Source organism: Streptomyces macrosporus, assembly GCF_039533145.1.
Classification (GTDB): domain Bacteria; phylum Actinomycetota; class Actinomycetes; order Streptomycetales; family Streptomycetaceae; genus Streptomyces; species Streptomyces macrosporus.
On the sequence record NZ_BAAASZ010000017.1, the window covers coordinates 146,601 to 168,536 of the forward strand.

The 21,936-nt window shown below is 75.4% G+C and carries 21 protein-coding genes and 1 pseudogene; 12 read left to right on the plus strand and 10 right to left on the minus strand.

The annotated features are described in order from the left end of the window. Nucleotides 1-17: 17 nt before the first annotated feature. Nucleotides 18-506, minus strand: coding sequence for a gamma-glutamylcyclotransferase family protein (locus ABD335_RS09120; RefSeq protein WP_344321622.1), 489 nt, complete (start codon nt 504-506; stop codon nt 18-20). Between the two features lie 306 nt (nt 507-812). Here ABD335_RS09120 and ABD335_RS09125 point away from each other — a divergent pair, with 306 nt between their 5' ends. Together ABD335_RS09125 and ABD335_RS09130 are read left to right on the plus strand one after the other, a co-directional pair. Then, complete coding sequence (locus ABD335_RS09125; protein WP_344321624.1) at nt 813-1,481, plus strand: dienelactone hydrolase family protein; 669 nt, start codon at nt 813-815, stop codon at nt 1,479-1,481. A gap of 44 nt (nt 1,482-1,525) precedes the next feature. Continuing rightward, nucleotides 1,526-2,179: a phosphoribosyltransferase gene (locus tag ABD335_RS09130; protein WP_344321625.1), complete on the plus strand. Its 654-nt coding sequence runs from the start codon at nt 1,526-1,528 to the stop codon at nt 2,177-2,179. Between the two features lie 43 nt (nt 2,180-2,222). Here the strand turns inward: ABD335_RS09130 and ABD335_RS09135 are convergent, their stop codons facing one another. The 4 genes and pseudogenes from ABD335_RS09135 to ABD335_RS09150 form a co-directional block, all read right to left on the minus strand. After that, nucleotides 2,223-2,819 (minus strand): ferredoxin reductase domain-containing protein, encoded by a 597-nt coding sequence (locus tag ABD335_RS09135; protein ID WP_344321626.1) that lies wholly within the window; start codon nt 2,817-2,819, stop codon nt 2,223-2,225. 30 nt (nt 2,820-2,849) lie between these two features. Further along, nucleotides 2,850-3,044, minus strand: a pseudogene (locus ABD335_RS09140) (Rrf2 family transcriptional regulator); the annotation flags it as partial. A gap of 12 nt (nt 3,045-3,056) precedes the next feature. After that, nucleotides 3,057-4,271 carry an anhydro-N-acetylmuramic acid kinase gene (locus tag ABD335_RS09145; protein ID WP_344321627.1) on the minus strand — a complete coding sequence of 405 codons (1,215 nt, stop codon included), beginning with the start codon at nt 4,269-4,271 and terminating at the stop codon, nt 3,057-3,059. Between the two features lie 46 nt (nt 4,272-4,317). After that, nucleotides 4,318-5,670 (minus strand): MFS transporter, encoded by a 1,353-nt coding sequence (locus tag ABD335_RS09150; protein WP_344321629.1) that lies wholly within the window; start codon nt 5,668-5,670, stop codon nt 4,318-4,320. A gap of 248 nt (nt 5,671-5,918) precedes the next feature. Between ABD335_RS09150 and ABD335_RS09155 the strand changes: the two genes are divergently transcribed. The 4 genes from ABD335_RS09155 to ABD335_RS09170 all read left to right on the plus strand — a co-directional run bounded on the left by ABD335_RS09155 (nt 5,919) and on the right by ABD335_RS09170 (nt 8,728). Further along, a complete protein-coding gene (locus tag ABD335_RS09155; protein WP_344321630.1) occupies nt 5,919-6,152 on the plus strand; it encodes a hypothetical protein in 234 nt (77 codons plus the stop codon). A 213-nt stretch (nt 6,153-6,365) separates the two neighbouring features. Next, nucleotides 6,366-7,721 carry a 6-phospho-beta-glucosidase gene (locus tag ABD335_RS09160; RefSeq protein WP_344321632.1) on the plus strand — a complete coding sequence of 452 codons (1,356 nt, stop codon included), beginning with the start codon at nt 6,366-6,368 and terminating at the stop codon, nt 7,719-7,721. A gap of 103 nt (nt 7,722-7,824) precedes the next feature. Continuing rightward, on the plus strand, nt 7,825-8,235 hold the full coding sequence (locus ABD335_RS09165; protein ID WP_344321633.1) for an SRPBCC family protein: 411 nt from the start codon (nt 7,825-7,827) through the stop codon (nt 8,233-8,235). A gap of 91 nt (nt 8,236-8,326) precedes the next feature. After that, on the plus strand, nt 8,327-8,728 hold the full coding sequence (locus ABD335_RS09170) for an OsmC family protein (protein ID WP_344321634.1): 402 nt from the start codon (nt 8,327-8,329) through the stop codon (nt 8,726-8,728). Nucleotides 8,729-8,763: 35 nt separating this feature from the next. Here the strand turns inward: ABD335_RS09170 and ABD335_RS09175 are convergent, their stop codons facing one another. The 3 genes from ABD335_RS09175 to ABD335_RS09185 all read right to left on the minus strand — a co-directional run bounded on the left by ABD335_RS09175 (nt 8,764) and on the right by ABD335_RS09185 (nt 13,199). Next, nucleotides 8,764-10,212, minus strand: coding sequence for an ABC transporter substrate-binding protein (locus ABD335_RS09175; RefSeq protein ID WP_344321635.1), 1,449 nt, complete (start codon nt 10,210-10,212; stop codon nt 8,764-8,766). Nucleotides 10,213-10,217: 5 nt separating this feature from the next. After that, nucleotides 10,218-12,164 carry a hypothetical protein gene (locus tag ABD335_RS09180; protein ID WP_344321636.1) on the minus strand — a complete coding sequence of 649 codons (1,947 nt, stop codon included), beginning with the start codon at nt 12,162-12,164 and terminating at the stop codon, nt 10,218-10,220. Nucleotides 12,165-12,341: 177 nt separating this feature from the next. Next, the gene (locus ABD335_RS09185) at nt 12,342-13,199 is read right to left on the minus strand and encodes a 3-hydroxyacyl-CoA dehydrogenase family protein (RefSeq protein ID WP_344321637.1); all 858 of its coding nucleotides are present in this window, start codon (nt 13,197-13,199) and stop codon (nt 12,342-12,344) included. Between the two features lie 254 nt (nt 13,200-13,453). On the opposite strand from ABD335_RS09185, the gene paaI reads away from it, so the two are divergent. The 3 genes from paaI (at nt 13,454) to ABD335_RS09200 (ending at nt 15,850) form a co-directional block, all read left to right on the plus strand. Beyond that, the gene (paaI, locus tag ABD335_RS09190) at nt 13,454-13,894 is read left to right on the plus strand and encodes a hydroxyphenylacetyl-CoA thioesterase PaaI (RefSeq protein ID WP_344321638.1); all 441 of its coding nucleotides are present in this window, start codon (nt 13,454-13,456) and stop codon (nt 13,892-13,894) included. Further along, entirely contained in the window at nt 13,891-15,243 is a 1,353-nt protein-coding gene (paaK, locus tag ABD335_RS09195; RefSeq protein WP_344321640.1) for a phenylacetate--CoA ligase PaaK, read from the plus strand. Before paaI ends, paaK begins: the two co-directional genes overlap by 4 nt. Before the next feature lie 112 nt (nt 15,244-15,355). Continuing rightward, nucleotides 15,356-15,850 (plus strand): MSMEG_6728 family protein, encoded by a 495-nt coding sequence (locus ABD335_RS09200; protein ID WP_344321641.1) that lies wholly within the window; start codon nt 15,356-15,358, stop codon nt 15,848-15,850. 65 nt (nt 15,851-15,915) lie between these two features. Here ABD335_RS09200 and ABD335_RS09205 read toward each other — a convergent pair whose 3' ends face one another. Further along, nucleotides 15,916-17,790, minus strand: a complete 1,875-nt coding sequence (locus ABD335_RS09205; RefSeq protein WP_344321642.1) for a SpoIIE family protein phosphatase — start codon at nt 17,788-17,790, stop codon at nt 15,916-15,918. A gap of 381 nt (nt 17,791-18,171) precedes the next feature. Next, nucleotides 18,172-19,110: a UbiA family prenyltransferase gene (locus ABD335_RS09210; protein WP_344321643.1), complete on the minus strand. Its 939-nt coding sequence runs from the start codon at nt 19,108-19,110 to the stop codon at nt 18,172-18,174. A gap of 147 nt (nt 19,111-19,257) precedes the next feature. Here ABD335_RS09210 and ABD335_RS09215 point away from each other — a divergent pair, with 147 nt between their 5' ends. From ABD335_RS09215 to ABD335_RS09225, 3 genes are read left to right on the plus strand one after another with little or no spacing between them, the layout of a single operon-like run. Next, a complete protein-coding gene (locus tag ABD335_RS09215; protein WP_344321644.1) occupies nt 19,258-20,313 on the plus strand; it encodes a type III polyketide synthase in 1,056 nt (351 codons plus the stop codon). Nucleotides 20,314-20,365: 52 nt separating this feature from the next. After that, nucleotides 20,366-20,917: an isoprenylcysteine carboxyl methyltransferase family protein gene (locus ABD335_RS09220; protein ID WP_344321645.1), complete on the plus strand. Its 552-nt coding sequence runs from the start codon at nt 20,366-20,368 to the stop codon at nt 20,915-20,917. Further along, the gene (locus ABD335_RS09225; RefSeq protein ID WP_344321647.1) at nt 20,914-21,936 is read left to right on the plus strand and encodes an NAD(P)/FAD-dependent oxidoreductase; all 1,023 of its coding nucleotides are present in this window, start codon (nt 20,914-20,916) and stop codon (nt 21,934-21,936) included. The genes ABD335_RS09220 and ABD335_RS09225 overlap by 4 nt, the downstream gene beginning before the upstream one ends.

Consider the following 21,936-nt stretch of genomic DNA (forward strand, 5'->3'; position numbering starts at 1 on the left):
GCCCGGCGGGGCGCCGGTCAGAGGGCCGGCGCGTCCTGCTCCGGGACGGGCCCCGGGACGAGCGAGGCGCACCGGAGGACGAAGTCGGCCAGGTGGCGCTCTGCGAAGTCCTCGACGCTCCAGGTGCCGGGCAGCACCCTCCCGGCGGACCAGACGTAGGCGCAGCAGTGCCGCCCGTCGGTCAGGGCCAGACGCCGCCGGTCGTACTCGTCGCCCTCGAAGGCGTCCAGCACACGCCACTCGGCGGGCGTCAGATCCTCCAGGAGCAGGCCCGTCACCGTCTCCTCGGCGGGGACGAGGCCGGGGTAGAGGCGCCCTTCGAGGGGCGCGGCACGCCATCCGGCGACGTCGGCCGGGGTCCGGGCGGGCACCCGGCCCAGGAGCGCGCGCAGGACCTCGGGGAACCGCAGGGTCCCGTAGACGAACAGCGGGTCGGCCGCCGCGGTGGGCCGGTCCCGGTCCCCGGCGTCCACGGGGGTCGGAGCCTGGTCGGCGGGGCGGAGCACGGGTTCCTCCTGGGGCGTCGACGGCGGAGCGGGCGCGTCGCGCCGTGGACGGGACGGGCGCCACGGGTTCGGCCCGCTCCCCATGATGGCGCGGCTCCGGTGCCCGCGCGCACCGGGGTGGACCGGTCGGCGGCGGCGCCCCGGGGCGCCGGGCGCGTCCGGCCCTCCCTCCACACGACCCCACCGGAGACACATGCCTCCCGCATGTGCGGACCCGGGTCCGGACCGGACGCTCCGGGCGCGCATACCCCTGCCGGCGGCGGGTACCCCCGGCCGGGCACGGACTCCGCAGCGCGGGAGGTGACCATGCTCCCCGACACCGAGACAGCCCGAATCGCCACCGATTCGGGAGCCGTTCTGACCGGAGACCTCGCCGTGCCCGACGGGGCGCGCGGCGTGGTGGCGTTCGCCCACGGCAGCGGCAGTTCCCGGCACAGCCCGCGCAACCGCGCGGTGGCCGGGGTCCTGCGGGACGCGGGCCTGGGCACGCTGCTGTTCGACCTGCTCACCGAGGACGAGGAGCGCACCGACACGGTCACCGCCGAGCACCGCTTCGACATCCCCCTGCTCGGGCGGCGCCTGGTGGCGGCCGTCGACTGGCTCGCCGACCACCCCTCCACCGCCGGAATGCCGATCGGCCTGTTCGGGGCCAGCACGGGTGCCGCCGCCGCCCTGGTGGCGGCGGCGCAGCGGCCGGAGAAGGTGCGGGCCGTGGTCTCCCGCGGTGGCAGGCCGGACCTCGCCGAGGACGCCCTGGACCGGGTCGGCGCACCCGTCCTGCTGATCGTCGGCGGCGAGGACCGGGACGTCCTGCGGCTGAACGAGCGGGCCGCCGCGCGGCTGACCGCGCCGTGCACGGTGCACGTGGTGCCCGGCGCCACCCATCTGTTCGAGGAGCCCGGCACCCTCGACCAGGCGGCCGCCGCGGCCCGCGACTGGTTCACCCGCATGTCCCACCAGACGTCGCCCGGGTGACCGGCCCGCGGTTCGACACGCGGGGGGCGAAGGGAGGAGAGACCATGCGCTTCCACGACCGCAGGGAGGCGGGCCGCCGCCTCGCCGAACCGCTGCGCGCACTCCGACTCGCCGGGGAGTTGGAGAACCCGCTGGTCCTGGCGCTCCCCCGGGGCGGCGTTCCGGTGGCCGACGAGATCGCCCGCGTGCTGCACGCGCCGCTGGACGTGCTGGTCGCCCGCAAGATCGGCGCCCCGTTCAACCCGGAGCTGGGGGTCGGCGCCATCGCGGGCGAGGGTCCGCCGCTCTTCGACCGGCAGTCGCTGGCCATGCTCGGTCTGACGGCCGAGGGGCTCGCTCCCCAGGTCGAACGGGAGCGGGCGGAGCTGCGCCGCCGCGAGGAGCTGTACCGCGGCGGTCGCTCGGCGCCCGACGTCCACGACCGGACGGTGATCCTCGTCGACGACGGGCTGGCCACCGGCGTCACCGCGCGCGCCGCGCTGCGCGCCGTCCACGCCCTCGGCCCGGCACGGGTGGTCCTGGCCGTCCCGGTGGCCTCGCCCCAGGCCGCCGCCGCGCTGGAGCCGGAGACGGACCGGTTGGTGTGCCTGTCCCGGCCGTCGTCCTTCCAGGGCGTCGGGCAGTGGTACACGGACTTCACGCAGGTGGGCGACGACGAGGTGATCACCACCCTGCGCGCCTCCGCCGGCGCGCGGTGAGGCGCCGGCGGACGTCCGGGGCGGAGCGGGCCCGCCGCGCCGGTCAGGCGGCGTCGAGTCCCAGGTCGGGGCCGAAGGACTCGTAGTGGATGCGGGACGCCGGGACGCCGCGCTCCAGCGGCTGCGTCCGCACCGCGCGCATGAACGGCACCGGTCCGCACAGGTAGGCGCGGACGCCCTCGGGGGTCTCGATGTCGGACAGGTCGACGTATCCGGTGCGTTCGGCGGGCCAGGGTCCCTCGGGGCGCTCGTACCGAACGTGGGCGGAGGCGTCGGGCAGCTTTCCGACCAGGAGTTCCATCCGCTCGCGGTGGGCGTGGGCGGCCTGGCCGCGGTCGCCGTGGACGACGGTCACGGAACGCGGCGAGCCGGCGGCGACGAGGTGGGCCGGCATGCCGATCAGCGGGGTGCAGCCGATGCCCGCGGAGGCCGGCAGCACCGGGCCGTCGCCCTCGTCGAGCACCACGTCGCCGAAGGGCTCCCCGACGGTGAGCACGTCCCCCTCGCGGACGTGCTCGTGGAGCCAGGTGGAGACCTCGCCGGCCGGGTCGCCGGCGATCCGCTTGACGGAGATCGCGCGCTCGTCGTCGGCGGGACGCAGCGTCGCCACCTCGGCGGTCCCCTCCACCCGTTCGGTCACCCGTCAGGGCCGCCACACCCTCCCGTCGTCGACGCCCGCGCCGGCGTACAGCCGCGCCTCCGGCACGCCCAGGTGCCGGAGGCGGCTCACCACCTTGGACACGTGCGTGTACGGCGCGGCCACGGCCGCCGCCACCTCGCGCGAGGTGGCCGTCTCCGGGCCGTCCGTGACCGCCAGGCGCATCACGACACGCAGCGCCAGGTCGGTGAACTTCGTCAACCGCATGTCCTGACGGCATCAATGCGCATGTGTGATGCGAATTCCGGGCTCCCGGGGAGGTTCCGTGCCGGAGACGCGGAGGCGGACCGGTGCCGCCGTCCCGCCTCCGGCGGCCGGGAGCGGTCCGCGCCCCGGGGTGATCGACCCCAGCACGGTGGCGCGGCGCGCTCCGGTGCAGGCCGGGACCGTGCCGGGCAGGCCGTGGACGGTGAGGAAGCCCAGGACCGCGAAGGCGTACGCCTCCTTGGCGTCGGAGGGCAGCCCCAGGTCGTCGGAGGTGCGCACCGGCACGCCGTCCAGGGCCCGGCCGAGCGCGGCCATCAGGGTGGGGTTGCGGGTGCCGCCGCCCGAGGCGATCACCTCGGTGCCGCCCGCGTCGCGCACGGCGTCGGCGACCGTCCGAGCCGTCAGCTCGGTGAGCGTGGCCAGCACGTCCTCGGTGGACAGGTGCTCGAAACCGGCCAACGCGGCCCGCAGATAGGCCGCGTTGAACAGCTCCCGGCCCGTGGTCCTGGGCGCGGGCAGGGAGTAGTACGGCTCGGCCGACAGCCGCTCCAGCAGCGGCGCGTGGACGGTGCCCGCGGCGGCGAGGGCGCCGTCCACGTCGCGGTCCGCCCGGCCGCCGGTCGCCTCCCGGACGGCCGTGTCGAGCAGGACGTTGGCGGGTCCGGTGTCGTACGCCAGCGGACCGCGCCCGCCCACCGCCACCGTGATGTTGGCGATGCCGCCCAGGTTCAGGGCGACGGGGACGCCCGGCCGGTCGCGCAGCCACATCACGTCCACGGCGCTCACCAGCGGCGCCCCCTGCCCTCCGGCGGCGACGTCGCGCGGGCGCAGGTCGGAGACGACGGTGCGTCCGGTGCGCTCGGCGATCCAGGCGGGCTGCCCGAGTTGGAGGGTGCCGCGGACGTGCCCGTCCTCGGTCCAGTGGTGGACGGTCTGCCCGTGCGAGACGATCAACTCGGCCCGTCCCGCGCACAGTTCGCGGTCGGCGCGGTCCGCGGCCGACGCCAGGGCCTGCCCGAGGAGGGTGTCGAGCCGGCACACGTCGGCCATGGTGGTGGACGCGGGCGGCAGCGCGGCGAGCAGGTCGCGGCGCAGCCCGTCGGGGAAGGCGCACTCCAGCGCGCCGAGCGGGGTCAGGACGACGGTGTCGCCCTCGATGGTCAGGTCGGCCGCCGCCGCGTCGATCGCGTCGCAGGACGTGCCCGACATCAGTCCGATCACCCTCATGGTCGCGCCTCCTTCGCTCGGTGGACCCGTTCCGCGTCGGTCGCCGTCAGTCGCGCAGCGCGCGCCGGTGGTCGTCGCCGCGCAGGGAGAGCAGCGCGGGCAGGCCGACGGCGCAGACGATCGCCACGTACCAGGCGGGGATGTCGACGTCGCCGGTCCGCTTGATCAGCTCGGTGACGACGAGCCCGGCCGACCCGGAGAAGACGGCGTTGGACAGCGCGTAGGCCAGGCCGAGTCCGGTGTAGCGGACCGTGGTGGGGAACATCTCGGCGAGCATCGCGGGGCCGGGCCCGGCCAGCAGCCCCACCGCCGCGCCGGCGGCGAACACCGCCGCCGACTTGGCCGCCGTGGAGGCGTCCGGGTCCTGGAGCAGGTTCAGCAGGGGGAAGGCGAGCAGGATCAGCAGGACCGTTCCGGCGGTCATCACCGCCCGCCGCCCGATCCGGTCGCTGAGCGCTCCGGCGGGCAGGATGGCCAGCGCGAAGCCCGCGTTGGCCACGACCGTGGCCACCAGCGCCTGGCGGAAGGACGCCCCCAGGGTGGTCTGGAGGTAGGACGGCATCACGACGAGGAAGGTGTACCCGGCCGCGGACCAGCCCATCAACCGGCCGACGCCCAGCGCGATGGCGCGGGCGGTCGCGGCGGCGCCGGGCGGCGGCACGGCGGCGGGGGCGGGCGCCGGAAGGGTCCGCGGGGCGGACGCGCCCGCCGTCTCGTGGTGCGTCCGGCGGAAGGAGGGGGTCTCCTCCAGCCGCAGCCGCAGCCACAGGGCGACCAGGCCCAGCGGCACCGCCAGCAGGAACGGCAGCCGCCAGCCCCAGTCGCCCAGGGCCTCCTCGCTCAGCACCGTGGCCAGCAGCGCGGCCAGACCGGCACCGGCGAGCAGGCCCAGCGCCACCGTGAACGACTGCCACGCCCCGTACAGCCCGCGCCGGCCGGGCGGCGCGAACTCCGTCATCACCGACACCGCGCCGCCGAACTCCCCGCCCGCCGACAGCCCCTGGACGACGCGGACGAGGGTCAGCAGCCACGGCGCGGCGGCGCCCACGGTGGCGTACGTGGGCAGCAGGCCGATCGCCGCGGTGGCCGCGGTCATCAGCAGGACCACCAGGATCAGCGTGGGACGGCGGCCGATCCGGTCGCCCACCCGGCCGAAGAGGGCGGCCCCCACCGGACGGAAGAAGAAGGCCAGGGCGAAGGAGGCGTAGGTCTTCACCAGGGCCTCGATGTCGCTCGCGCCCTCGGGGGTGAAGAACCGCGCGGCGATGATCGTGGCGAAGTAGCCGTAGACCCCGAACTCGTACCACTCGATGAAGTTCCCGACCGATCCCGCCACCAGCGCGCGGCGCGACGCGGGTGGTGCGCCGCCCTCGGTCCGGGTCCCCGCGGTCGCCGTCATCCCTGTCCTCCCGGTCGTCGTGTCCCTGCCATGCCGTTCATGCCCCGCCGGGAGGAAATGAATGTCCGCACTCCGGATCGGATTGTCGGGGGCACGTCACGCCGTTCGGCGGCTCCCCGCCCGGACCCCTCGGCCGGGCGGGTGATCGCGCTGCGCCGGTCGGAGACCGGGGCCGCGTCGCGGAGGAGGGTCGGCGGACGTCCGCTCCATCCTTGCGGCTGACCGACCCAGCGGAGGAGGAACGTTTCATGAGCGTGTGCGAGGTGTGCGGCAACGACTACGAGATGGCGTTCGAGGTGCACGCGGCGGGAGCCGTCCACGTCTTCGACAGCCTGGAGTGCGCGGCCCAGCGGATGGCGCCCATCTGCGAGAACTGCCAGTGCCGCATCCTGGGCCACGGGGTGGAGGCGGACGGGCACTTCTACTGCTGTGCCCACTGCGCGCGCACGCAGGGGCACGCGCAGCTGGTCGACCACGTCTGAGCCCGCCCCCCGCGTCCCGGACGGGCCCCTCGGCCACCCGGGCCCGTCCGGGACACGGAGGTGTGCGACCATCTCAGCCTGCCTCGCCGAGTCCCGCGGGGCGCGAAGGGTTCGAGACCGTCGACGGACCGTCGACGGACCGTCGACAGACCGGGGACAGACCGTGGACGCTGTGACGACCGGGGCGGACACCGGACGGGAGGTGGCCGCACGATGAGGCTCACCGTGCTGGGCGGTGGCGGTTTCCGGGTGCCGCTGGTGCACCGGGCACTGCTCGACGACGCGGGGGGCTCCCCCGCCCACGACGGCGTCCGCTGCACCGAACTCGTCCTGTACGACACCGACCGCGCCCGGCTGGACGCGATCGGCGCGGTCCTCGCCCACCAGCGGGAACACCACACCGGACCGGCCCCCGCGCTGCGGGCCACCACCGACCTCGACGAGGCGCTGCGCGGCGCCGACTTCGTGTTCTCCGCGATCCGGGTGGGCGGCCTCGCCGGCCGCGTCCGCGACGAGCGGATCCCCCTCGCCGAGGGCGTCCTGGGGCAGGAGACCGTGGGCGCGGGCGGGGTGCTGTACGGCCTGCGCACCGTGCCGGTGGCGGTGCGGATCGCCGAGCGGATCGCCGCCCTCGCCCCCGACGCCTGGGTGATCGACTTCACCAACCCCGCGGGCATGGTGACCGAGGCGATGGGCCGCGTCTTCCGGGAGCGGGGCCTGCCCGACCGCGTGATCGGCATCTGCGACTCCCCGGTCGGACTCTGCCGCCGCGCGGCGCGCGCCCTGGGCGTCGACCCGGACCGCGCCGGCTACGACTACGTGGGCCTGAACCATCTGGGCTGGCTGCGCCGCCTCACGGTGGACGGCGTGGACCGGCTGCCCGAGCTGCTGGCCGACACCGCCGCGCTGGAGTCCTTCGAGGAGGGCCGGCTGTTCGGCGCCGACTGGCTGCGGACGCTGGGCGCGCTGCCCAACGAGTACCTGCACTACTACTACTTCAACCGGGAGGCGCTGGCCTCCGTCCGCTCCGCCGCGGCCACCCGCGGGGAGTTCCTCCTCGACCAGCAGTCCCGCTTCTACGAGCGGGCGCGGCCGGACGACCCCGCGCAGGCGCACCGGGAGTGGGAGCGCACCCGCCGCGAGCGCGAGGAGACCTACATGGCCGAGAGCCGCGAGGCGTCCGGCGGCTGGGAGCGCGACGGCTGCGACCTGGAGGGCGGCGGCTACGACCGGGTCGCGCTCGCCCTGATGCGGGCGATCGCCCGGGGCGAGCGCACCACCCTGATCCTGAACGTCCCCGGTCGCGGCGCCGTGCCGGGGATGGACGGCGACGCGGTGGTCGAGGTGCCGTGCCTGGTGGACGCCGCCGGGGCCCACCCGCTGGCGACCGGCCCCGTCGCCCCCGACCAGCTCGGGCTGATGCTCACCCTCAAGGCCGTCGAGCGGTCCACGATCGAGGCGGCGCGCGACGGCTCGCGCCGCGCGGCGCTGCGGGCCCTGGCGCTGCATCCCCTGGTGGACTCCGTGCGGGTGGCCGAGCGGATCCTGGACGCGGCGGGCGGGTTCTGAGCCGTCCCGCCCAAGCCGGCGGGCGCCGGCGTGGATGCCCGGCCCGGACGTGGGTACGCCGTTCTGCGTCCCGTGACACACCGACCTTCGGGAGTGAGATCCGGTGAGCGAATACGAGCGTTCCCGCACCATGCCCGCTCTGCCCGAGCTGGTCTTCAACGAGGTGTCCGACCTGGACGGCCTGAATCGCTGGCTGCCGATGGACCTCCACGCCCGTGTGGAGGACCCCCCGGCCGTGACCGTGCACGAGGACCGCACCGGGCACGACGTCCGGGCCCTGTTCCGCACCCGGCCCGATCAGATGCGCGCCGAGTGGGGCACCCGGGACGAGGGCTCGTACGCGGGCTGGCTCCAGGTGGCGGGCATCGGCAGCGGCGCGAGCGAGGTGACCGTGCACCTGTCCTTCTTCGACGAGGAGCACGCTCCCCCGCGGGACGCCGTCCACGTCTCCCTCGACCAGAGTCTGGAGCGGCTGGCCGAGCGGGTCAGGATGCGCACCGAGCACGCCGACTGACGGCGGGGAAGGGCGGGGAGGAGCGCGCCGGCGGACGCCGTCAGTCGATTGGAGGCGCCTCGCCGGGAGGGGGCGCGGGTAGACCTTCCCCATGTCCCCTTCCGAACAGGATCTGTACAGGGCCCAGGCCCGCTCCCGGCACGGCACCGGCCGCGTGGACATCCCCGGGAGGGCCGGCATTCCGGTCGGTGCCCCCAGCGAACTGGGCGGCAGCGGGCAGGGGTACGACCCCGAGCAGTTGTACGCGGCGGCCCTGGCCACCTGTCTGCACCAGGCCCTGGTCATCGCCGCCACCGAGACCGGCGTCGACCCCGCCGGCAGCGAGGTGACCGCCCGGGTCCGCCTGAGCGACGGCGGCGCCCAGCACTACGCCTTCGACGCCACGGCCGAGGTCTCCCTGCCCTCCGCCGAGGGCGACCGGCGGGAGCGCGTCATCGCCCAGGCCCTGCGCATCTGTCCGATCACCGACCAGCTGAACCCGCCGCCGACCTGAGCCGGCCGGCCGCGGCGGGAGCCGTCCCCGGGAACTCACCCCCGGGGGAAGACCACTTCGACGAAGACCGGGTTCCCGTCGGGCCTCAACTCCAGGATCGGGACGGCCCTCTCCGCCGGATTGCCGTCGTTCCGGAAGGACAGGAAACCGCTCGTGCCCGGCACCCTCTGCTCGCCGTGCATCTGGCGGAACATGGTGCCGACCGTCTCGCCCGTCACCTCGCTCTCGCCGCCGGCCGCCATCTGCGCCCCGACGGCGGCCGTCAGCACCGCGTCGTGGGCCATCATCGCCTGGCCGTCCCCGTGCCGGTCGCTGGGGAACCACCGGTCCATCAGGTCGCCCTCGCGGAAGGCGCGGATCGAGGGTTGGGAGACCCGGTCGGGATGGTCGCTCCACATGTCCGGGTGGGCCAGCCCGGTGTAGAGCACCCGGATGCCGCTCCTGGCGGCGTCGGTGAGCTGCTCCTTGGTGAGGTTGGTGGTGTCGTCGCCGGTCATCACCGTGACGTTCCAGTCGGTGCAGGGGCGGTTGGCCAGCCGGTCGAGGAAGTGGGTGAGGTGCTTGCCGCGGCCGGCGAAGTAGACCGCCGCGGGCTCGTGGTGGCACAACTGCTGCGCGATGAACGCCAGTTCCGTCTCCCACGCGGCCTTCGAGGAGTCGAACGTCCTGGCCTCGGTGACCAGTTCGTGCCTGCCCTTCCGGGGGAACTCCGCGGCGAAGTCCTCGCTCAGCGTCTCGGCGTACAGGTTGTGCCGTGCCGCGTCCTTGACCACCACGGCGGTCGCGATCCGCTCGCGCCTGAGGTACCTCGCCGCAGCCCGGGCCTCGTCCCGGTTGGTGGGGGCGACCCGGACGAAGCCCTCCTCGTCGCCGATGCTGGTGGCCGTCATCGCGCCGGCGACCGTGGCCAGGCCCTGCTCCGACAGCTCCCTCAGGGCCGCCAGGTTGCGGGTGGTGCTCGGACCGAGGCCGGTCACCGCCACCAGCCGCTCCTTCTCCTTGCGGGCCACCAGCTCGCGGACGGTGTGCTCCCAGTACCGCGACTCGCTGCCCACGTTGGCGATCAGCAGCCTGACCCGGGGCACGCCCCTCAGATCGCCCCGGTTGCCGCGGTACTGGGCCAGGTAGGCGCCCTGGAGCTCGTGCCGCACCGACTCCTTCGAGTTGCTGTCGCTCCCCCGGAGCGTGAAGGAGGTCATGTAGGCGATGCTCACGTACGGCTCGCCGCTCTCCACGAGCTTCTCGTTCTCCGCCGCGATCTTCTCGGTCACCTCCTTCAGGTGGCCCTCGAAGACGTGCGACCCGTCGGTCACCCCGACGCACTCGCCGGTCGCCTCCATCCTCGTCACGCCGTCCGCGCACCGGGAGCGGCGTTCGGCGTACCAGTCCCACAGGACGATCGACACCCCCGCCAGGACGGCCAGCACCACGGCCGCGGTGACGGCGCGTTTGACGGCCAGCAGGGAGATCCGGCGTCCGGGCACGCGCCTCACCCCTCGTCCGGGGCGCTCAGCGGGTGGCGCCAGCGGCGGTAGCGTTCGGCCTCGTCGTACAGGGCCACGATGTCACTCCCCCTCATCTCGGACAGCCGGTCGTACTTGGCCGCTATCACGCTGTTCAGCCGCAGCCCGGGGTCGCCGAGCGGATCGCTCCACAGCCAGCGCGCGCACACCAGCCCGCGGATCACCGAGGTGTCGGTGATCGACTGTGCGGGCTCCTCGGGGGCGAGGTCGCCCAGCAGCGCCAGCGACGGGCGGTCGGACGGGAGCCGGTTGGGCGCGGAGGTGACGGCGTTGACCAGGGCGATCCACTCCGTGGCGCTCCGTTCGCGGAAGCGGTCGGTCAGGTGGGCGACCACCTCGTCGACGCGGTGCGCCGCCAGCCGGTGGTACAGCGCCTCCACCCACCGGCCCTCCGCCTCGAAGTGGTCGCTCAGCAGTTCGTGGACGGCGTCCCACTCCCCCCGGTCGGCGGCCAGCCGCCACAGCAGCAGCCTGCGCAGCCACGGGTGCAGGCGCGGCTCGGCCCGGTCCGACTCCAGCAGCAGGCGCGAGCGCACCTCGTTGAAGAGCGGCTCCCCGGCCCCGCCCGGCGTCACGGCGCCGAGGACGCGGCTGCCCATGGCCAGGTCGCGGGCCGCCGCGCACCGGACGAGCGCGTCGCGCTGCGCCGCGGAGAAGTCCTCCAGCAGGTGGTCCAGCGCCGCGTCGGCCAGGGTGGCGTGCGGGGTGCCGCGCACCCGGTGGCCGGGCAGGGAGCGCAGCCACAGGTCGAACTCCTCGCCGCCGCGGCGGGGCGCGTTGGACAGGTCCAGGGCGTCCATCACCTGCCGCACCGCCACGGGCAGGCCGCGGGTGAGCCGGTAGACGAACGGCGCGAGACCGGAGTGCCGGGGCGAGGCCAGTTCGATGCCGGTGCGCACCTCGTCGAGGGTGAGGTCGCGCAGCCGCAGCGGGTACCACCAGGAGTCGTCGCTGTCGTGGCTCGGCCGGCGCTCGCGCCAGTCGGCGAGCGAGGCCCGGTCGGGACTCCGCAGCCGCCAGGGCCACTGGTCGCCGGAGGACGAACCCCAGTTGTCCAGCCAGCGGTTGGAGCTGCCCACCACCGTCAGGGGGTCGCAGGGGGTGCCGGCCAGGGCGGCGTCGCGGCGCGCGCCGATCAGCAACTCCAGGAACAGCCGCCCGTGGTCGGTGTGGCAGTTGTCCAGCAGCAGCAGGTGGGAACCGGGGGCGAACCAGCGGGCGGTGTCGTGGCGCAGGTCGTCGAGGAACGCGGCGAACAGCACCCGGTCCAGGTTCCGCTTCTCCTGCTCGGTGCCGTTGTGCCGCCACATGTTGAGTTCCAGCAGGGCGTCCCACGGGTCGCGGGAGGGCACCAGCGGGTGGTCGGCGAACCACTGCGGGGCGCCGGCGAAGCGCTGCCCCGGCAGTCTGCGCCCGCCTCCGCGGGCGGCGTCCCGCAGGATCGTGGCGACCACCGCGGGGGCGCCGTTGGGCGCGCCCAGGGCGCTGCCCGCGACCTCCAGGAAGGCGGCGAGGTAGTCGCCGTAGCGGCTCTCCGCCTGCTGCCGGAACTCGTCCAACTGCCGGGCGACGGCGCGCCGTCCCTCCGCGCGGGTGGTCATCCGCAGTTCGCGGTCCGAGGCGAGCAGTCCGAGCGTGAGCCGGGGGAAGCGCGAGACGCGGTACTGCGGGAGCTTGCGCTCCAACTGCCGGGCGATGAGGGCGAGGGCGTAGCGGGGCAACAGCGCCTGGCCGGCGGCGAAGTTGAGGTACGCGAAGGGGTGGTCCACGCCGAACCGGCCCATGATGGCGCCGTGGGCCTCGCTGGCGCCGCTCCCCCGCGGGCCGACGAGCATCGTCACCGGCCGCTCCGTACCGGAGGGCTGGTCGAGACACTCGGCGACGAGGGCCATGATGCCGTTCCGCCCCCGCATGCCCATTCTCGCTCCGGCGTCCTCCACCCGGCCGTCCCCTCCCCCGTGACACCCTGCGGCAACGAAACCGTCGGAACGTCCCAGGATGCCACCTTCGGTTTCCGCGCGACAGCGGTCCGCGACGGTTTTCCGGTGGGGGCGGAGGGCCGGGACGGCGGTCCCCGGCCCTCCGCCGGGTCACTCCCGCCAGGTGTAGAAGCCCTGTCCGGTCTTGCGGCCCAACTCCCCGCGGGCGACCTTCTCCCGCAGCAGCCGCGGCGGCGCGAACCTCTCGCCCAGGGTGACGTGGAGGTACTCGGCGATGGCCAGGCGCACGTCGAGGCCGACCAGGTCGGTCAGGCGCAGCGGCCCCATCGGGTGCTTGTACCCCAGCGTCATCGCGGTGTCGATGGCCTCGGGCTCGGCGACGCCCTCCTCGACCATCCGGATCGCCTCCAGCCCGAGGGCCACGCCCAGCCGGCTGCTGGCGAAGCCGGGCGAGTCCTTGACGACGACGTCCCGCTTGCCCAGGGCGTGGGTCCACTCCAGCGCGGCCCGCACGGTGTCCTCGGCGGTCTGCCCGGTGACGACCACCTCCACCAGCGCGGAGGCCGGTACGGGGTTGAAGAAGTGCATGCCCAGGAACCGCTCCGGGCGGCTCAGGGCGGAGGCGAGCTCGGTGACCGACAGGGAGCTGGTGTTGGTGGCCAGCACCGCCCGGTCGCCCACGGCCTTCTCGGCGGCGGCCAGCATCCGGGCCTTGAGGGCGGCGTCCTCCGGCACGGCCTCCACGACCAGGTCCGCGCCGGCCGGCAGGTCGTCCACCGAGGCGGTGACGGTGACGCGCTCCAGCACCCGCTCGACCGGCTCGTCGAGCCTGCCCCGCTCGGCGGCCCGGCGCAGGCCGCCCGCGACACGCTCCAGGGCGGCCTCGGCCGCCTCCCGTCCGCTCTCCACGACGACCACGTCGGAGCCGGCCGTCGCGAAGGACTGGGCGATGCCCGCGCCCATCCGTCCGCCGCCCACCACGCCGACGGTCCTCGGTGCCGCTGTCATGCCCTCTCCTCGTCCTCTCGTCGTCCACGCGCCGCCCACGCGCCGTCCTCCCGGGCCCGTCCCGCCGGCCGCACCCGGCGGATGCCGGACCCCTTGACAGGTGGTCGGGGTGTTGGGTTACCTGACGTCGCCGCAACGCTAACCGAATGGTCGGTCGGCCTCAAGAGAGGTGCACGGCCGCCCTGCCGGACCGGCGGGCCGCACGAGCGACCCGCGACGGACCACGACGGACCACGACGGAGTGGTGGAGGCACATGACACAGGTCACGGAAACCGGCCGGGGCCCCGCCCATGCGATGTTCGCCGCCGACCGGGCCTCGCGGGGCCTGGGCATCGAGCTGCTCCGCGCCGGCGACGGCACGGCGGCCGTGCGGATGACGGTGACGGAGGCGATGGTCAACGGGCACGGGGTCGCCCACGGCGGCTACCTCTTCCTGCTCGCCGACACCGCCTTCGCCTGCGCCTGCAACAGCCACGGTCCGGTGACCGTCGCGGCCGGCGCGGACGTCACCTTCGTCGCCCCCGCCCACGAGGGCGACGTGCTGGTGGCCGTCGCCGAGGAGCGCACCCGGTTCGGCCGCAGCGGCGTCTACGACGTGACCGTCCTGCGGGGCGAGCAGGTGATCGTCGAGTTCCGCGGACGCAGCCGCACCGTCGGCGACCGCGGCCTCCCCGGACGGAAGGAGACGGCATGATCAGCGATCCGACGGTTCCCACGGGCCCGGCCCGATCCCCCCGACCGCTCCGGGCGCCGGGCGAGGAGTTCACGGACGCGGCCGAGCGCATGAGCCGCGAGGAGCTGAGGGACCTCCAGCTCAACCGTCTCCGCCACACCCTGCGGCACGCCTACGAGAACGTGGAGCACTACCGGCGCGCGTTCGACGAGGCGGGCGTCACCCCGGACGACTGCCGGTCCCTGGAGGACCTGGCGCGGTTCCCGTTCACCACCAAGGCGGACCTGCGCGACACCTACCCCTTCGGCATGTTCGCCGTGCCCATGTCGCGCGTGCGGCGCCTCCACGCCTCCAGCGGCACCACCGGGCTCCCCACCGTGGTCGGCTACACCGAGAACGACCTGTCGGTCTGGGCGGACCTGGTGGCCCGCTCCATCCGGGCGGCGGGCGGCCGGCCCGGGCACAAGGTGCACGTCTCCTACGGCTACGGGCTGTTCACCGGCGGGCTGGGCGCCCACTACGGCGCCGAGCGGGCGGGCTGCACCGTCATCCCGGCCTCCGGCGGCATGACGGCCCGCCAGGTGCGGCTGATCCAGGACTTCCGGCCCGAGATCATCATGGTCACGCCCTCCTACATGCTCACCCTCCTCGACGAGTTCGAGCGCCAGGGCGTCGACCCGCGCACCTCCTCCCTGGAGATCGGCATCTTCGGCGCCGAGCCGTGGACGGAGGAGATGCGCCGCGAGATCGAGGAGCGCGGCGGTCTGCACGCGGTGGACATCTACGGCCTGTCGGAGGTGATGGGCCCCGGTGTCGCGCAGGAGTGCGTGGAGACCAAGGACGGCCTCCACATCTGGGAGGACCACTTCTACCCGGAGATCGTCGACCCGATCACCGGCGAGGTGCTGCCCGACGGCGAGGAGGGCGAGCTGGTGTTCACCTCCCTGACCAAGGAGGCCCTTCCGGTCGTCCGCTACCGCACCCGCGACCTGACCCGGCTGCTGCCCGGCACCGCGCGGCCCGCCTTCCGCCGCATGGAGAAGGTCACCGGCCGCAGCGACGACATGATCATCCTGCGCGGTGTCAACGTCTTCCCGACCCAGATCGAGGAGATCGTCCTCCGCGTCCCCGGCGTGGCGCCGCACTTCCAGATCCGGCTCACCCGCCGCGACCGGATGGACCACATGACGGTGCGGGTCGAGGCCCGCCCCGGCGCCGGTCCCGAGCAGCGCGAGGCCGCGGCCGCCGCGATCGCGCGGGGCGTCAAGGACGGGATCGGCATCACCGTCGAGGTCGAGGTCGTGGAGCCGGAGACGCTGGAACGCTCGGTGGGCAAGATCCGCCGGGTCGTCGACGAACGGGGGGCATGACCGCGGCCGGTCCGGGGAGCACCCGTCCGGCACCGCCCGGGCTGCGGGAGCCGGCACGGACTGCGATGATCGCAGTCCGTGCCGAGAGGACCGGAGAAACGGATCGGACACCGTGCAGACGTTCCTGCCGCTCCCGGACTTCGCCGGGACGGCCCGCGTGCTCGACTGGCGGCGCCTGGGGAAACAGCGGGTCGAGGCCCTCCAGGTACTGCGCGCCCTGACCGTGCCCGGCTACGGCTGGGCACGGCATCCGGCCGTCCGCATGTGGACGGGGTACGAGGAGGCCCTCGTCCGCTACGGCATGGAGATCTGCCGCCACTGGCGCCTGGCCGGACGCAGCGACACCTGCGAGGTGACGATGCTGACCGATCTGCGGCACGCGACCGGCGTCTCCTCCCCGCGCTCCCAGGAGGAGCTGGCGCGGGCGGGCGAGCTGCCTCCCTGGCTCGGGGACCCGTCCTTCCACCTCAGCCACCGGTCCGCGCTGGTCCGCAAGGACCCCGAACACTACGGGCCCCTCTTCCCTGACGTCCCGGACGACCTGCCGTACGTGTGGCCGGCCTCCGACCGCGACACCGGCGCTCCCGGGGCCGGCCGGGCGCGGTGAGGCGTGGGGCGCGCCCGCGGGAGGACGCGTCCCGCCGGGGTGGCGGTGGACGGAGCCCCGCCGGGTCAGGAGGACGGGCGGTCGTCGCCGCGCGAAGGATGCGTGCGGTCGTCACCGCGGGGGGCGTCCGTGAAGACGTCGTCGGCGCCGAGCGCCTCGGCCCCGGGAGCCGACCGGTTGTGGGCGGCCGGGCTGTGGGCACGGCCGCGGGGCGGCGGGGTGTCGTCGCCCTCGGCACCCGCCCCGTACGGCGGCAGTCGCAGGGCGAGCAGGGCCACGTCGTCGCCGCGGGGGTCCATGCGCTCCAGGAGTTCGTCGCAGAAGTCCTCCACGTCGCGGCGGGCCAGGGCGGCGGCGTGGCGGCACAGCAGGTCCATGCCGGTGTCGATGGGCCGGGTGCGGCTCTCCACGAGGCCGTCGGTGTAGAACAGCACCGTCGACCGGGGCGGGAGCTGCTCGCGGGCGTCGGGCCAGGAGGTCCCCAGGTTCAGGGTGGAGCTCATGCCCAGCAGGGGGCCGTGGCTCCGCTCCAGGTAGCGGGTGCGGCCGTCGTGGGTGACCAGGAGCGGCGGGGGGTGCCCGGCGTTGACCCAGTGCAGCCACCAGGGGCCGCCCTCGGTGCCCTCGATGCGGGCGAAGACGACCGTGGCCATGGGGGCGTCGCTGGTGTTGGTCATCGCCTCGTCCAGCCGGCGCATGATCAGGCTGGGGGGTTCCTGACGGTCCCAGGCCAGGGCGCGCAGCATGTTGCGGACCTCGGCCATGTGGGCCGCCGCCTGCAGGTCGTGCCCGACCACGTCCCCGATGACCATGGTGGTGGACCCGTCGGCCAGCAGGAAGGCGTCGTACCAGTCCCCGCCGATCTCGGCGGCCGCCTGGGCCGGCCGGTAGCGGGCCGCCATCCGCAGGTGGTCGGTCTGCGGCAGCGGGGTGAGGAGCTGGCGCTGCATGGTCTCGGCGACGTGGCGCTGCTGGTCGAAGAGGCGGGCGTTGTCCATCGCCAGCCCGGCCCGGCGGCCGATGTCGTCGAGCACCATCGCCTCGTCGTCGCCGTACTCCGGGGAGTCCTTGCCGCGTGCCGCCGTCAGCACGCCGAAGACCTGTCGGCGGCCGAGCAGCGGCACCACGACGGCACTGCGCCCGCCGAGGCGTTCGAACATCCTCCGGTGGGCGGTGTCGAGCGGTGTGCCGGGTCCGTGTTCGAGCTCGTCGGCGTCCAGCACCACCGGTCCGGAGCCGCGCAGCGCGCGGGCCAGGAGCGAGCCGGAGAACTCCGGCAGCGGTGGCAGCGGCCCCTCCAACGCCCTGGCCGTCACCGGGTCGTCCTCGCTGTGGACGGCGAGGCGCCGCAGCTCCCCCGACTGTCCGGTGTAGACGTCCACCGCGGTCCAGTCGGCCAGTTCCGGCACCAGCAGCCGGCCCAGCCGCCGCAGCACCTGGGAGATGTCCAGGCTGGAGATGAGCACGGAGGAGATCTCCGACACCAGCGTCAGCCGCGCGGTCAGGGACTCCAGGGCCGCCAGGTGGGCCTCGGTCTGCTCCTCGGCGGCCTTGCGGACGCTGAAGTCGTGGAAGACGAAGACCACACCGTCCGGCTCCCCCTCCAGCCGCAGGGGCGCCGCCGCCCAGATGATCGGGACGGTGGTGCCGTCGCCGCGCAGCAGGAACTCGTCGCTGCCCTCGGCCGGACGGCCTCCGGCGAGCACCGCGACCGTTCGGCACCGCTCCCGGGGGAACGGGCTGCCGTCCGCGTTGCGGTGCAGCAGGTCGTGCATGTCGCGGCCGAGCATCTCCTCCACCGGGCGCGCCACGATCTGCACGGCCCGCGGGTTGGCGGCGATGATGCGGCCCTCGGAGTCGGCGGCGAACACGCCGGACCCCAGGCCGTCGAAGACCGCTCGTAGGACACCGGGCTCCCGTGCCCGGTCGATCGCGTTCATCGCCTCGCTGCCCTCTCGCCGCGCGAGCCGGAGCCGTGCCCGGCCGACCGTGGCGGACCGTATCCCGCCACGGTGCCGCCCGGCTTTCTCGCGGGCCCCGCGCCGGCGGCTCCCGCACCCGGCCTGTCGGCACTGCCGTCGGGGAGTGCCGACTACCCCGTACGCGCGATCTCAGACATTCCGCGCCCGTCCGGTGGACGGACGGCCGTGCGGCGCGTCCGGACGCGCCGATCCGGTGGTTCCGGATCCGAGCCGAGTGCGGCACGGCGGTGTCGGTCCGCCGGGACTCCCCCGCTCGGGGGTGGGCTCGACCCGACGCGACGCGACCTCGTGACCGGCGCCTTCGCCGCGCCCCGCGGTTCCGGGCGCCCCGCGACCGCCTCACGCGATCGAGGCCCCGCGCGCCACCAGCAGGGCCACGTCGGCCGCCGCGACCGCGACCACCGCCACGAAGGGTCCCCGGGGCCTCGGCCGGTCCGTCCGTCTCCCGGCGGCGACCGCCCCGCCCAGGACCGCCCCGACGACGAGGGCGACGGCGACCCGGCCGAGGACGCCCTCCGGTCCCGGCGGGACCGGCACCAGCAGGGCCGTGGCCGCCGCGGGCGGCAGCGGCAGCAGCAGCCGCACCCCGGTCGGGCCGATCCGCTGGGGCCCGCCCCGCACCCCGGCGCGCAGGTCCTCGTCGATGTCCGGCAGGGCGTCGGCCAGATGGGCGCCCACCCCCAGCAGGGCGGCGGCGCCGACGGCCCACCAGGCGGGCGGGGGGTGTCCGGGCGATCCGAGGGCGATGAACGCGGGCAGGGCGCCGAAGCCCGCCGCGTACGGCAGCCAGGACCACACGGTGGCCTTCACGCCGAGGTTGTACGCCCACCCCGCCGCCACGAAGACCAGGTGCGCCGCGCCGGCGAGCGCGCCGCAGACCAGCGAGAGCGGCACGCACAGGGCCAGGGCGCTCCAGGCGGCGACCCACGCCGTACGGGCGGAGACCGCGCCGGAGGCCACCGGCTTGTCCGCGCGGCCGGCGCGCAGGTCGCGGCGGGCGTCGACGGCGTCGTTGCTCCAGCCCACGGAGAGCTGACCGGTGAGCACCGCCGCGGCCACCACCGCGCAGTCGGGGCCGGAGCGTCCGGCGGTCACGGCCAGCGCGGTCACCAGCACCGTCACCGCGACGGTGGGAAGCGGATGACAGGCCCTCGCCAGCGCCGCCGGCACCCGTACGACGGCGGGGACGGGCCGACGGGCGCGGGCCGGGACGCGGGGGGCGGGGGTGGGCGACGCGGTGGAGGGGCCGAGGGGGTGCGGCCGGTCCGGGGGGCGCATCCTCCCGAGCGTAGGGCCGCCTCGCCCGCCGGAGCCGTCCGGCGCGTACGAGATGACCCGGACGGGTGGCAGGGGGCGCGGAGGGACATGCGGCACACCCCCGGGAGGTACCCGCAAGGTGTCCCATGCCCTCGATCCGGGAAGCCGATGAGCCGCATCGCAGCCGTGCACTCGGTCCTGGCGCCGCACCGGTACAGCCAGCGCGAGATCACCGATCTGGTGGCCCGCCTCTGCCTGCCCGAGGGCGCCGACCGCCGTCCGCTGGACCGCCTCCACGGGAACGCCCGGGTGCGTTTCCGCCACACGGCGCTGCCGCTGGAGGCGTACGCCTCCCTGGAGGACTTCGGCGCGACGAACGACGTCTACGTCTCCACCGCCGTGGAGCTGGGCGCCGAGGCCGTCTCGGGGGCGCTGCGGGCGGCCGGTCTGTCGCCGCGCGACGTGGACCTGGTGATGTGCGCCTCGGTGACCGGTCTCGCCGTCCCGTCCGTGGACGCCCGGCTCGTCGGACTCCTGGGCCTGCGGCCGGACGTGCGGCGGCTCCCCGTCTTCGGTCTGGGCTGTGTGGCGGGGGCGGCCGGGATCGCCCGGCTGCACGACCACCTCCGCGGCCGGCCCGACCACGTCGCCGTCCTGCTCTGCGTCGAGCTGTGCTCCCTGACCCTGCGACGCGGCGACGCCTCCCCGGCGAACCTGGTGGCCGGCGGGCTGTTCGGCGACGGCGCCGCCGCCGCGGTGCTGTGCGGCGCCCGGCGCCCCGCGCCGCCCGGCCCGGTCGTCGTGGACACCCGCTCCCACCTGTACCCGGACACCGAGCACCTGCTGGGCTGGGACGTCACCGGCTCGGGCTTCCGGGTGGTGCTGGACGCGGCCGTGCCGGAGGTCGTGCGCAAGCACCTGGCCGACGAGGTCGACGGCCTGCTCGACGACCACGGCCTCCGGCGGCGGGACGTGGCCTTCTGGGTGTGCCATCCGGGCGGGCCGAGGGTGCTGGACGCGGTGGAGGAGGCGCTCGGCCTGCCGGACGGAGCGCTGGAGGTCTCCCGGCGCTCACTGGCGCGCGTCGGCAACCTCTCCTCCGCCTCGGTGCTGCACATCCTGCGCGACACCCTCGCCCGGCACCCGCCCGGCGGCGGGGTGCCGGGCGTCCTCCTCGCGATGGGGCCCGGCTTCTGTACGGAGCTGGTGCTGTTGCGCTGGTAGGCGTCGGCGGACGCCGGCGGAAGGACGTCGGGATCGAGGAGGCGGGACGGAAGTGTTCTGGTACGCGGCGCTGGTGCTCGCCGTCGGGGCCGAGCGGGTGGCCGAGTTGGCGGTGGCGCGGCGCAACGCCCGCTGGAGCGCGGCCCGCGGCGGGGTGGAGCACGGTCGGGGCCACTACCCGGCGATGGTGGCCCTCCACACGGCCCTGCTCGTCGGGGCGCCGGTGGAGGTGTGGGTCGCCGGACGGCCCTTCGAGCCCGCGCTGGGGTGGTCGATGCTCGCCGTGGTCCTGGCCGCGCAGGCGCTGCGCTGGTGGTGCGTCGGGACGCTGGGGCCGCGGTGGAACACCCGGGTGATCGTGGTTCCCGGACTCCCCCCGGTGGTCCGCGGCCCGTACCGCCTGCTGCGGCACCCCAACTACGCGGCGGTGGTGGCCGAGGGCGCCGCCCTGCCCCTGGTGCACGGCGCCTGGGTGACCGCCGCGGTCTTCACCGTGCTCAACGCGGCCCTGCTGGCCGTCCGCGTCCGCTGCGAGGACGCCGCCCTGGCCTCGGCGTCCCGCGCGGCCCCGGCGTCCCCCGCCTCCCCGGCGGGCGCGGCGTGATCGACCTGCTGGTGGCGGGCGGCGGACCGGCCGGACTGGCGGCGGCGGTCTGCGGCGCGCTGGCGGGCCTGGAGACGGTGGTGGTCGAGCCGCGCGAGGCGCCGGTGGACAAGGCGTGCGGCGAGGGCGTCATGCCCGGCGGGGTGCGGGCGCTGCGCGAACTCGGCGTGGACCTCGCCCCGGCGGGGGGACGCGAGCTGCGCGGCGTCCACTACACGGACGGCGTCCACAGCGTCCGGGCGGCCTTCCGCGACGGTCCCGGCCTGGGGGTGCGCCGCACCGGACTGCACCGCGCGCTGTGGCTGCGGGCCGGCGAGCTGGGGGTGCGGATCGTGCCCGGCCGGGTCGAGGACGTGCGGCAGGAGGACGACGCGGTGCTCGCCGCCGGCCTGCGGGCCCGCTGGATGATCGCCGCCGACGGCCTCCACTCCCCCGTCCGCCGGGCGCTGGGGCTCCAGGGGCCCGGGCACGGGACGCGGCGGTACGGGCTGCGCCGCCACTACCGCGTCGCGCCGTGGACGGACTTCGTCGAGGTGCACTGGTCGCCGCGCGGGGAGGCGTACGTGACGCCGGTCGGGGAGACGCTGGTGGGGGTCGCGGTGCTCAGCGCGGAACGCCGCGGTTTCGACGCCCATCTGGCGGACTTCCCCCACCTGGCCGCGCTGCTGTCCGGGCCGGCGGCCGGACCGGTGCGGGGCGCCGGTCCCCTGCGGCAGCGGGTGCGCGCCCGGGTGGCGGGCCGGGTGCTGCTGGTGGGCGACGCGGCCGGGTACGTCGACGCGCTCACCGGCGAGGGCGTCGCGCTGGCCGTGGCGTCGGCACGGGCGGCGGTGCGCTGCCTGGTGGCGGGCCGGCCGGCCGCGTACGAGGCCGCCTGGCGTCGCCTGTCGCGGCGCCACCGGCTGCTGACCGGGGCACTGGTGCGCGCGAGCGGCCGGGAGCGCACGGCGCGCCTGGTGGTGCCGGTCGCCTCGCGACTCCCCATGGTGTTCGGCGCGGCCGTTCGGGCACTGCGATAA

Bases quoted from the DNA above. Each gene is read 5' to 3' on its own strand.
- ABD335_RS09125 (WP_344321624.1), top strand. From the start codon at position 813: ATGCTCCCCGACACCGAGACAGCCCGAATCGCCACCGATTCGGGAGCC.
- ABD335_RS09130 (WP_344321625.1), top strand. From the start codon at position 1,526: ATGCGCTTCCACGACCGCAGGGAGGCGGGCCGCCGCCTCGCCGAACCG.
- ABD335_RS09145 (WP_344321627.1), bottom strand. From the start codon at position 4,271: ATGAGGGTGATCGGACTGATGTCGGGCACGTCCTGCGACGCGATCGAC.
- ABD335_RS09150 (WP_344321629.1), bottom strand. From the start codon at position 5,670: ATGACGGCGACCGCGGGGACCCGGACCGAGGGCGGCGCACCACCCGCG.
- ABD335_RS09155 (WP_344321630.1), top strand. From the start codon at position 5,919: ATGAGCGTGTGCGAGGTGTGCGGCAACGACTACGAGATGGCGTTCGAG.
- ABD335_RS09160 (WP_344321632.1), top strand. From the start codon at position 6,366: ATGAGGCTCACCGTGCTGGGCGGTGGCGGTTTCCGGGTGCCGCTGGTG.
- ABD335_RS09170 (WP_344321634.1), top strand. From the start codon at position 8,327: ATGTCCCCTTCCGAACAGGATCTGTACAGGGCCCAGGCCCGCTCCCGG.
- ABD335_RS09180 (WP_344321636.1), bottom strand. From the start codon at position 12,164: ATGCGGGGGCGGAACGGCATCATGGCCCTCGTCGCCGAGTGTCTCGAC.
- ABD335_RS09185 (WP_344321637.1), bottom strand. From the start codon at position 13,199: ATGACAGCGGCACCGAGGACCGTCGGCGTGGTGGGCGGCGGACGGATG.
- paaI (WP_344321638.1), top strand. From the start codon at position 13,454: ATGACACAGGTCACGGAAACCGGCCGGGGCCCCGCCCATGCGATGTTC.
- paaK (WP_344321640.1), top strand. From the start codon at position 13,891: ATGATCAGCGATCCGACGGTTCCCACGGGCCCGGCCCGATCCCCCCGA.
- ABD335_RS09205 (WP_344321642.1), bottom strand. From the start codon at position 17,790: ATGAACGCGATCGACCGGGCACGGGAGCCCGGTGTCCTACGAGCGGTC.
- ABD335_RS09210 (WP_344321643.1), bottom strand. From the start codon at position 19,110: ATGCGCCCCCCGGACCGGCCGCACCCCCTCGGCCCCTCCACCGCGTCG.
- ABD335_RS09215 (WP_344321644.1), top strand. From the start codon at position 19,258: ATGAGCCGCATCGCAGCCGTGCACTCGGTCCTGGCGCCGCACCGGTAC.